The sequence below is a fragment of the Chryseobacterium jejuense genome, from assembly GCF_900100075.1.
In the GTDB taxonomy this organism is placed as follows: Bacteria; Bacteroidota; Bacteroidia; order Flavobacteriales; family Weeksellaceae; genus Chryseobacterium; species Chryseobacterium jejuense.
The window spans coordinates 198,695-209,874 of record NZ_FNEG01000008.1; the positions used below are offsets into that span (position 1 = coordinate 198,695).

Sequence of the window (11,180 nt, forward strand, 5' to 3'; positions counted from 1 at the left end):
AAATCATGAAATTCATCTGGCTTTAGCCGAAACCTAATGATGAATACAACAATTTTCCAAGTAAAAACAAGTAGCTGTCTTTGCTGAGTGAAACGCTTCTGCGAACTTCATAATAATAAGAATAAACATTCCCTTGCGATCATAGCGTTAAAAATAATAATCCCCAATCTACACCATTATAAAAAACAAAAAGCTGCACAAAATGTACAGCTTTTATAGTATTTTTTCTTTCTTTTTACGATTTTACCTCCTGAATAAACAGGTTAATCTCTGCTCGGATTAACAATTCATCATTATTGAACGTTTCGCAGAAGATGTGGCAGATATTTTCAAACTGGGAAATCAGTGATGCTTTTGAAATGATCTTGTCATTTACTTTTGGAAGTCCGAAGATCTCAATTTTTTTGATATTGGTGATAAAGCCTATCACTTTGGTATCTGCTTCCGGATTTTCGAAGAAGCTTTGCCCAAGGATGGATGAGCAGGTTTGGGCCAGATTTTCAATTAATCCGGCTTCAGCCAATTCATTGTTATGAACAAAGATATTGTCTTCTTTTATTTCAAAGGAAGTCACTACTTTTTCCTTGGTCAGTTCCAGGATATAGTCTGCCATAAGCATCGGTTCGCGATGCGGTAAAAAGTTGTGAATATTGATGATATTTTCTTCCCTGATTTCCATTGAAAGTTATTTTACAGCAGTTTTCATTTGAGATTTTGCAATGACTTCGCCATTTAATTTGGTGACGATGTCTACAAGTGTTACTCCCATTACTTCGTTGAGGATGGTTACCTCAGATTTCAGTTGATCTCCAATTTTAGGCAATATTTCGGCTTCAAAAGATTTAATGGCTCCAATATATCCTGTAGGAGCATCTTTTCCAAGCATATAATACTTGTAACCTGTATGAAGTGCTACACTTTGTGCCTGATGCTCAATAAGTCCGGAAGCCTGAAAAAATCCGTCATGAACAAAAAGATTATCTTCTTTTATTTCAAAACCGGAAATCAGATGGCTTTCAGAATATTCTGATAACTCATGTACCATTACAAACGGAGCACGTTGCGGGATAAGACTTTGTACAAAATCTTTATCGGATGTTGGCAGTCTGTTTTCCATTAGTAGACTGTTAATAAAGAACAAGAATAAGCGAATCTTCCACTTTCAGGCACGCAAAGAAGTACTTTCTCTCCTTTTTTTAATGTTCCGGAGTTCATTAGTTCTTCTAATGCTACGAAGATAGATCCAGCCCCGATATTTCCTATATCAGAAAGGTTGTAGAACCATTTTTCAGCAGGGAAATCCATTCCTTTTTTAGCGAATTCCTCTTTCAATCCATCTTTGAAATATCCTGAAGAGATGTGAGCCAATACATGGTCAATTTTTTCAGGATCCAGATTATGCTTGTCAAAAGAAGCTCTTAAGCTTTCAGCACCTTTTACTAGAATATATTTATCAAGGATTTTTGTGTCTTGTTTAATGGCAAAAATAGAGTCCTTCAACCATGAATCAGATGGATAATCTGCCCATGATTTTAAGCTTCCGTCTTCCTGCTTCTCACATCCTGCGTACATACATGCCTCGATTTCGTGAGCGTAAGAATAGAAATCAATAAATTCTACTCTTAAAGAAATTTCGTTTTCTCTAGGTTTATTTTGTAATAAGAAAGCACCTGCTCCGTCAGAAAGCATCCATCTAAGGAATTCTCTTTTGAAAGCAATGATAGGTCTTTCTTCCAATAATTTTAAATTTTCAGCTTCATGATTGAATTTATCAGCAGTCATCCATGCAGACATTCTTTCAGAACCAGCACATACAGCACTTTCCTGTACACCGGCTCTTACAGAAAGGAATCCGTAGTTAAGCGCATTCATCCCTGAGTTGCAAAGTCCGGTTGCTGTATTGATTTCAATAGATTTCCCGATATTCAGTTCACCGTGAACCATAGAGGCATGTGAAGGCTGAATCTGATCCGGAGAAGTAGTTCCTACGGATAATAACTTCATATCTTCCTTTTTGAAGTTCTCATCAAAAAGTCCTTCAATTGCCTTTGCAGTAAGCTGCGCATTGGAATGCGTAGGGTTTCCTTCTTTATCTAAAGCGTAATATCTTGTAGTGATTTTATTATTTCTTAAAATAAGTGATCTGGCTTTAGAAGGTGCGTCATTGATAAGCCCCAGATATGTTTCCATTTCCTCATTTGATACCGGTTCATTGGGTAAAAATTTTGAAGCTTTTGTTATAAATACGTCGTACATTCTATTTTAAATTAATTCCTTGTAAATATCTTTTTTGTTTTTGTCTTTTAAACCAAAATATAGGGGTTGTAAGCAGGTGTAACACCAAAACGACAGGTGAGATAATCCATATCGCAGCCATCAAATATACCTTAAAGAATTTTATCAGCAATGGGCGTTTCTCTTTTTTCTTGATAATCAGATGAGACCATACTGTGAAAATCTTGTTCCCTACCTTTTCTACACGCACTAAAAACGGACGGATTTCAATAGCACCATTTTTTACAAGATCCGGCTGTAAATTTTCCAGGTCATTGTTTTTAAAATGCTTTTGGATAATCTCTCCATATTTTACAGAACCTGTAATTTCTTCGGACGAAACTCCTGCTGCCGGCAGCATACCTGATTGTTCCTTTTGTCCTGTAGTCAGCCAACGAAGAATGGTCAGTACACTGGTATAATTGTCATGTCTGTCTACTAATGCAATGTTTCCTACAAGTTGGGCTTTTAAATCTCTTAAATATACTTTGAGTTTTTCTTGGGAAAGCATCCACATATTTCGGGTTCCGGAAATGGTAACTACAGGAGTATCTTTCAAGATACGTTCTGCATAGCCACTTTTCAAAAATGAAATAATCGGGATAGAGGGTGTGAGATACCATACCTGATAACCGAACAGGATGAGGTCATACTTTTTGTTCAGTATTTCTTCTGAAGGGGGTACAATTTCCTTAGGTATTTGTAAATAAGATTCCGGAAAGGTGTTGAAAAAAACATCACCTGGCCAAGGAAAAGGAAAATCTTCCTTTAGCTTAATATTATAATACGTAACATCATATTCTTCCTTTTGAGCTTCAAAAGGCTTGGCTATATTTCTCACAATATCCTCCAGCTGGCCGGTTTGAGAATAATATATGACAAGTATATTTTTTTTCATGGAATCTTTTTAGTGTTTACAAAAATATGTTTTTCATATTTATTATTCAGTTTTAAATACTTTTAATGCTTCAGAACTGAATTTTAATGTATGATTTTTACTTTCTATTGCCTTGTTTGTGGTATTGATGAAAATGATGGTTTCAGGAAGAATCTCAAGATCGCTGATGTTAAAACTGTCATCAGAAACCAAGAGAACATCAATCTTTTTATTCACTTCAGACAGATCTTTTATATAGTTTATTTTTCTCCTTTTTACCAGATAATTATGGGCGGCTGTTGCTCTTTTATTGTCATTTCTGATCCACGAAAAAACTCTTCTGCTGGCCTGATAAAGGGTAAGTAAAGCATCTTTTTGTCCAAAATCATCAGCAATATGAAGAATATTGGCATCATTAGCAATATGTTTATTCAACTCAAAGTAAACCGATTTATTGGCTTTGAAGTCTTTCTTTACTTCTGTCACCACTTCATTATCCTTATATAAATAGCTTAAGAATAGCTGCTTTTTAAAATAATTTTCATCCTCAATTTCTTCCCTCAGCTTGGCAAATTCTTCTCTGTAGTAAGCATTGATCTTTTTTGTTCTCTCAGAATAATTTTTACCAAAGCTCAGATCATCTTTATTGATTCTGTCGCCTACTTTTACCGTAATACTTCCGTCATAGATAATAAAGTCGCCTTTCGGAAGTACTTCAGAATTTCCGTGAATATATAAAGGAAGAACATCCAATCCGAATTGTTCTGCAAGATAGAATGCTCCTTTATGAAACCTTTTCACGTCATTGGAATAAGAACGTTCTGCCTCTGGAAAAACAACAAGAGAATATCCCTGTGCAATTTTTTCCTTCAATTGATCCATTCCGTTTTCAATGCCTTGAGAAACCGGATAGAAGCCCAATGCTCTTACCAGTCTTCCGAATACTGGAGATTGATATACCCAATCATTCACCAGATAAATGATCTTATGAGTTGCCATAGCAATAGCCAGTGTATCTAAAAAGGAAGTGTGATTGGCAATGATAACAGCAGGTTTACTAAAATCTTCAGCTGGATTTTTAATGACTTTTTTCTTAACAAGTGGACTTGAATAAAGCACAGATGTTAAAAATTTAGCCAGGATTAATTTAATGATGTCTAATGTTTTGCCCTTGGAGTTTTTAATGAAAATACTTCCGAAAGCTGAAAATACCAATCCACCAAGTCCATAATATAAGAATGAGAATACAGCTCGTAAAAACAGCCTGAATGTAATGGGTGAAAGCCCTTTTTTTGATCTATTGGTAATCAGTAACCTAAACCAAAACGGATATAGGGTAGAAGTGATGATAATCACAGAGAACATTCCGATCAGGGCTACCAAAGCCAATGAATGCAAAGCCGGATGTTTGGCGAAAATTAAAGAACCAATAGACAAAATGGTTGTAAATACCGCCAAGATAATTGAGGTTCTGTAAGTCGGAAGCTCGTTTTTCCCTGTGGTGTGCTCTTTTTGCATAGCCTGTGTAAGGAAAATACTAAAATCGTCTCCCACTCCAAATACCAATGTACAAACTACTGTACTGAAAATATTCAATTCCAATCCTAAGAAGTAAAGAATTCCGGCGGTTACCACTCCTGTCAGAACAATGGGAAACATGGTAAGAATGGTCAATTCAAAATTTCTGAAGAAGACAATGATTGTTAAAATAATAGCCAGAAGGGAATAATTAATCAGCGTATTGAAATCTCTTTTTAATAGACCTAAAAAGTTCTCATTCATCTGCTGACGGTCAATCGCAATGGCATTATGTTTCTTTTCAATATCCTTAATGAAAGCATCTCTTTTTTTCTCATCAACCTTTACTACATTGGAAACCGTATAAAAACCATTTTCATTGCTCATGAACTCTGAGATCTGAAGCGCTTTCACCTTTTCATAGTCCTTGATGTCTAAGGTAGCGTAGTTTTTATTTAAAACCTGATTGAAGTTGTCAAAGGCTGAACTGTTGAATCCGAATTTATTCCCATTGCTGATGAGCTCAGAAACCGTTTGATTCTTTTTGTTATCATTCCAGAATTTTTTCCATTCCTCAATTTTCTTTTGCTGATCTTTTTCAGACAGAACAATACTTCCGATCGAGTTATAGCTGAGAATTTTTCCTTCTTTCTTCTCCTTCTCCAGGAATGTGTTTAGTTGAGAGTTTCTAGCCAACGCCTGCTCTTCAGAATTTCCATATGAAATTGTATAAATGGATTTAGAAGTAATATCCGAAAGCTTCTGTAATTTGGCTTCACTGATTTTCATTTCCTTCGGAATATAATTCAGATTCCCAATATCTTCATTAAAGCCAACATGTCTGAATCCAAACAAACATGCTAGAATGATGATGGAGCATCCAATAATCAAAGGTTTATTTTTCTCATACGGGTAGGATCCGATCTTATCAATGAAGTTGGTATTCAGTTTCTCTTTGACCGGTTTAGGTTTATAAAGCTGTGGAACAATAATCAACGCACTAACGGAAGATAGTATAACCGTTATGGCAGCGAAAAGTCCAAGATCCTTTAAGGCTTCAGACCTTACAAATACCAGACATAAAAAGGAAACGGCAGTAGTGGCACTGCTCAAAATAATAGGCTGGGTAATTTCTTTATAAAGCTCCTCAATATTGTTATTGTGCTTGTAATGGGTGAGAATATGCAGGGCGTAATCTATGGTAATCCCAATAAGAATGGCTCCTACACTTAATGAAATGGCAGAAATTTTATCCTTAATAAAATATAGTACCAATAAAGCCAGTAAAACAGAGAATACTGTAGGAAGGAAGACAATGATTGGGGTAAAGAAGTTCCTGAAGTAATAAATGAGCAGGACCAAAAGTACCGTCATAGAAATCACTACTGTATTCTGAATGTCTTTTTTGATCTGCTTGGCATTGGCCACCGCAATCACAGGAGAACCGAAATAGCTGATCTCTGTTTTTCCCTTGAACTGTTTGTTTAGGTTGTCTTTTATGGTATTAAGCTGGTCAACAAAAGCTTCATTGGTTTTTGTATCGTTACTTTTATTTTTAGGTTCAATGAAAAGCAGAAGGTTTTTGCCATCTTTAGTTACAATATAACTGTCTTCCAGTTTGAAGTCCTTACTGATATTTAAGGCATTTAATTTTTTGATTCCTAAAAAGGTCAGTCCGAGAGGATCCTTTTTAATAAATTCTTTAGTAACAAGGCTGGTAGGAGAGACCAATGAAATGTAATTATCCTCTACCTGTTTAGCAATGCTGTCTTTTTGAAGTTTCCTTTCAATCTCTTTATAATCATTTTCACTGAGGAATAGTGGCAGGTTTTGATTCACAAAATCAAAGGTTTCAGAGATCTCGTTATCATTTACTTTTCCCTGAATAGAACCAATATACTTTTGTAAAGGCTCTGTTTTTTGTAAAAAAGTATCTGCAGTTTCTGAAAGCTGGAAGCTGTCTTCATTGGATTTGTTTTCTATGATAACAATAATCTTATCCGAAAAATTAAGTTGTTTAAGAACTTTTGCAGTAAGATCTGATTTTTCATTTTTAGGGATGATCTGATTAATATCTTCCTCAAAGTTAATCTTAGAAGCAAAGAAAAGGCATAAAGTAGCAATTCCTAATGCTGTAAAAACAGAAAGAATTTTGTTTCTGGAAATCAGATAATATAAAAATATAAAAAAGCGATGCATTACGTTTGAATCAAGTCTGCAAATTTAAATTTTTAAGAATTACATCAAAATAATTAAGGATAAGTTTTGTCTGAAAATCAATAAAATATTCTACTTTTGTAAAAGTTCCCTTTTGATGAAATGTATTTTAAACCATAATTATTATTAAAAAAATAAGAATCTGTTTTTTGATATGTTGAAAAAAAATGATGAAAAAATAAACGGATTTCTATTGGTAGCAGTGCTCCCGTTTCTGCTGTTTGCGATGGCTTACTATGGCTTTGAGTCTTCTTATGTAAGATTGAAAACCATGGAAAAGGCTCCCGACTTTATGTTCGCTTCTGTATATGCTTACAGAGTAATTCCCAATTATCTGAGTGTACATGTTACAGAAATAGTGACTTTCTTTGTAAACAATTATATCCCCTTTCTGAAAAACTTTCTTTTAAAGCAGGGAACATTATTTTACCATAGTATTTTTCTGATTAACAGTTTCTTTTTTATATTGTCTTCAGTTGTTCTGCATGCGCTTCTTAAGCTAGGTGCTTTGCATCTTACGATCAGAAGAATGATCCACCTATTGGCGATATTTTTTATTGTTATTATACAGTATGTTCCCACCAACTGTGATTCTATTGCCATCTTCTTTTATCTTTGGGGAGCATTACTCACATTGAAATATCTGGAAAAAAGGAAACCCACAGATTTTATTCTTTTATGTGCGGTGGTGTTTATTTCTACGCTGGCAAGAGAAACTTCATGTCTGAATATTTCTTTCTTTGCCGCAATGTGCATTGATTTTGAAAAATTAAAAAATAAAGATTTTACTTTTATCAAAGAACTTATCTTGTTGGTGATTGCATTTATTGTTCCTTATGCTGGGCTTAGAATGACGATTCATCAGGATGTTTCTTTTGTGGAAGGAATTTATTTCCTGGATAATTTTAGCAGCCCTTTTAACCTGAGTGGTCTTTTGTTTGGAATAATAAGTTTATATTTCAGTTATCTGTTGTGTAATGATAAAGGAAGAGTGCTCATCTGGAAGTACCTTTTCTTTGCCATCCCTTATCTGATAATGATTGCTATGGTAGGACTTTTCTGGGAAACAAGACTTTTTTTACCATTGATTCTTACAGGAATTGTAGTGGCTTCTCATCAGTTTAAAAATCTGATACCAAAACAGTGAAATTCATAATAAATGAGTTCGATAAAAAAAGCACTGGAAGGATTTAAATTAGGATGGTACCTTATAGCAGTTACTGTTCTTTGTTTATTTAAAATTGGATTTGCCTATTATGCATGTAATGGGTTTGCTTTTGCAGATTGGTTAATTAATTATCAGGATGGAGGATTTAAAAGGAGAGGGCTGCTGGGAACTGTTTTTGTTTTCTTCTATGATTCATTCTCTATCAAATTGCAGTATTCTGTTTTTGTAGCTCAGGCCATTGTTTATATCTTGTTTTTTTATCTTTTGTCATTACTATTTAAGGTAAAGCAAACTAATATTATAGACGTTTTCTTATTTCTTACCCCATTTTGTTTGTGGGGATTTCTTTCCGATGCGGCAATTGGCTCTAGAAAAGATGGGATTTTGTGGTTGCTTTTCTCCATATTTACTTACTTTTTAATAAAGAATAAATATTCTGGATTTAGAGAGACTATTCTATTGATTTCTTTCTCTTTGTCCGTTTTTATTCATGAGAGTTTTATTTTTTATGCTCCTTATTTTTTATTTATTCTGTTCCTTCATAGCAGGAAATTAGACATTCAAAAGAGTCTTAAAATAGTATTGGCTTTCTTTATTCCGGCAGTATTCATTTTTTTTATGGGAAATATGAACCCGGATTATGGCAATACACTTCAGCTTGTTAAGGCCTGTGGTATTAACCTACAGGACTCAAATATTTTTCAATGGAAAGAAAATGAACTAATTAAGATTCAGTATTATAGAGAGCATTTCAATACAGTTAGTCTTTATGTGGTGAGTTTCACACTAGAGGTATTCTTCATACTCTATTATATCTTCATCATTAAGAAACAGGAACTTTCTAATAAGAGCCTTTTATTAATCACTTTTTCTATTTTGATTATATTGACAATTCCTCTGTTTTTAATTGCTATTGATGTGGGAAGATGGTTGTATAATCACTTTATTCTTTTTTTCATTATCCTGATTTTCCAGCTTCCTGATAGGAAAGATGATATAAAAATAATGGACAGATCTTTGGTGAATAATAAAAATATAATTTTCGTTTCACTTGTTCTTATTGCTGACTTTGTTTATCGTGTTCCATCATATGAGTTGGGCCTTGATATGGGATTGCCTCTAAAGCTTTTGTTGAAATTTTTTTAGAAAAAACAATTGGATTTAACCCCATAAAACGATTAAAATACATTTTAAAATAGCTTATCATGATTAATCTAAAACAGGAAAAATATAAAAAATAGTGATGTAATTTATTTATTTTTTCAATTTTAATAGTGATGTTTTTTTTGAATGTTTTCACTATAATTATGTTTATGGTGGTTTAAATTGTTTATTTTTCATTTATGACATATTCTTATTTAAAAATAGAATTTCTCTATTAAGGGAAATTTTTTTATTTTTTTTGGTAACTTCGTTAAAAATTTAAATGTTAGCTATATCTGGAATTTTTAAGGATTTCTAAAACACATAGCCAGAAAACTAAAGAACACGTAATCAAAAAAATACGATCTGCCTACTTACAGATTACTCTGTTCGCTGCCTTTTAAAATTACTTATAAGAATCTGATTTAATATACCCCGTTTTCCAGATAATAAATTTACGATCCTGACTTATCGACAAAGTTAGGGTTGGGATAGTATTTTGAATTCTATCTGATTTTCAAAATATTATTTGGATTATACATTCATTTTACCTTCTAAAACACGTTTAAATTCTTTTGGTATGAAAAAAAGATTCATCTTAAAGATTTTTGTTGCAGTATTTTGTATTGCAGTATCTCATGCCTGGGCGAGGATAACACCCGTCCCCGAACCCGGTGAGACCAGTATTGGATTCAAACATATGACTGCTTTACCTCCCAGCACATATGATCTGGATCCTCTTATTATCATTTCACAAAATGTGAATGAGAGGGGATTGGTAGTTATGAAAGGAAACTTTCAAAAGCCCACTACCGCAGGAGATGTAAAGGTTACCATCAAGTACAAAGATGCCCAAAACAACTGGGTATCTCTATGGTGCAAAACTTTTGCAGGGAATTATGACTATGATGAAGATCTTACAGCTAATTTCGAGCTGCCGCAATCTGTTTTGAGTGCACACTCCGTTAAAATTGAATTGAGTTCAAATGAGACGGTGACCAATTGGTCATCAGTTACATGGAATAAAAGTGTAAACCATTACAAGCAATCGGATTATACTTATGGGAACTGTGATTTGGATGAAAACCAATACACTCTTCTGTTTACCCCTAAAAAGAATGGAACCGTTGTGTATAACCCCAATGGAACTGTTTCCGGGGTAAAAGACAGGGTAACTTCTCAGCATTTGGCGAAAAAGCTGAATGATATTGTACTGTCTTTCCAGGGGAATGCTGCATTAGATAATTCCAATGCCAGTTCACCAGTGATTAACATTACAAACCCGAATAATCTTTCTACGATAGCAAGTTCACAGAAATATATTTATCAGAATAGTGATACCAGTCCTTTCGAGTTCTCTTATCATGATCCGGTGTATATGTTTGCAGGAAAATTTTCCAATGAAAGTTTCTTTATCAACTTCAGCAATTGGTTTTTACTAGCGTCTGATGGAGGTGAGGATTTAGGCAGGGGATATCTTGATTTCACTAATCCTAATGCACTTGTCAACAAATATTATGGTCTTTATAACTATATCAATGAAAAACTGGGTGATGTTTTTACCAATCAGCAGCCTGTTGTTATTGTGATCAGTAAAATTACTGGATTAAGAGTTTATAAAGCCAATGGTCAATATATTTCGCTTTCTGCCATAAGCAACTACAATACAATTAATGATTTTGGGTATCCACCTCTTAATGGCAAGCAGAGAGGTCCAGGTTCCGAAAACTTTTCGTTAAGTAATACCTCTCAGGCATCATTGTATGGTGTTGGTGCCATTAGAAACAGAAAAGTGATCAACAGCTGGAACGGTCCTATGAGACCTTTGATGGATATTGAAAGCGAGATCAATAAATTTATAAAATATGTAGGGATTTTTACCAACCCGGTTACTGAGGAATGTCCTGTTTCCTGCTTTACAATCAATTCCGGAGCTGTATCTGATTATGCAGATTGGTCTAAAGCGCCCAACAGTTATATCTT

The 11,180-nt window shown here is 34.1% G+C and carries 8 protein-coding genes; 3 read left to right on the forward strand and 5 right to left on the reverse strand.

What is annotated here, in order from left to right; all coding sequences use genetic code 11:
* Positions 1 to 235: 235 nt before the first annotated feature.
* From BLS98_RS21170 to BLS98_RS21190, 5 genes are read right to left on the reverse strand one after another with little or no spacing between them, the layout of a single operon-like run.
* Positions 236 to 679, reverse strand: a complete 444-nt coding sequence (locus BLS98_RS21170; RefSeq protein ID WP_089739202.1) for a hotdog family protein — start codon at positions 677 to 679, stop codon at positions 236 to 238.
* A 6-nt stretch (positions 680 to 685) separates the two neighbouring features.
* Positions 686 to 1,117: a hotdog family protein gene (locus BLS98_RS21175; protein WP_089739204.1), complete on the reverse strand. Its 432-nt coding sequence runs from the start codon at positions 1,115 to 1,117 to the stop codon at positions 686 to 688.
* Positions 1,117 to 2,256, reverse strand: a complete 1,140-nt coding sequence (locus tag BLS98_RS21180; RefSeq protein WP_089739205.1) for a dialkylresorcinol biosynthesis protein DarB — start codon at positions 2,254 to 2,256, stop codon at positions 1,117 to 1,119. The genes BLS98_RS21175 and BLS98_RS21180 overlap by 1 nt, the downstream gene beginning before the upstream one ends.
* 1 nt (position 2,257) lies before the next feature.
* Positions 2,258 to 3,172: a hypothetical protein gene (locus BLS98_RS21185; RefSeq protein WP_089739207.1), complete on the reverse strand. Its 915-nt coding sequence runs from the start codon at positions 3,170 to 3,172 to the stop codon at positions 2,258 to 2,260.
* 42 nt (positions 3,173 to 3,214) lie between these two features.
* On the reverse strand, positions 3,215 to 6,868 hold the full coding sequence (locus BLS98_RS21190; protein ID WP_089739208.1) for an MMPL family transporter: 3,654 nt from the start codon (positions 6,866 to 6,868) through the stop codon (positions 3,215 to 3,217).
* 172 nt (positions 6,869 to 7,040) lie between these two features.
* Between BLS98_RS21190 and BLS98_RS21195 the strand changes: the two genes are divergently transcribed.
* The 3 genes from BLS98_RS21195 to BLS98_RS21205 all read left to right on the forward strand — a co-directional run.
* Positions 7,041 to 8,033, forward strand: a complete 993-nt coding sequence (locus tag BLS98_RS21195) for a hypothetical protein (protein ID WP_089739210.1) — start codon at positions 7,041 to 7,043, stop codon at positions 8,031 to 8,033.
* A gap of 12 nt (positions 8,034 to 8,045) precedes the next feature.
* Positions 8,046 to 9,200: a hypothetical protein gene (locus tag BLS98_RS21200; RefSeq protein WP_089739212.1), complete on the forward strand. Its 1,155-nt coding sequence runs from the start codon at positions 8,046 to 8,048 to the stop codon at positions 9,198 to 9,200.
* Between the two features lie 577 nt (positions 9,201 to 9,777).
* Positions 9,778 to 11,180: hypothetical protein (locus tag BLS98_RS21205; RefSeq protein WP_139166166.1), on the forward strand; the 1,403-nt coding region annotated here is incomplete at its 3' end.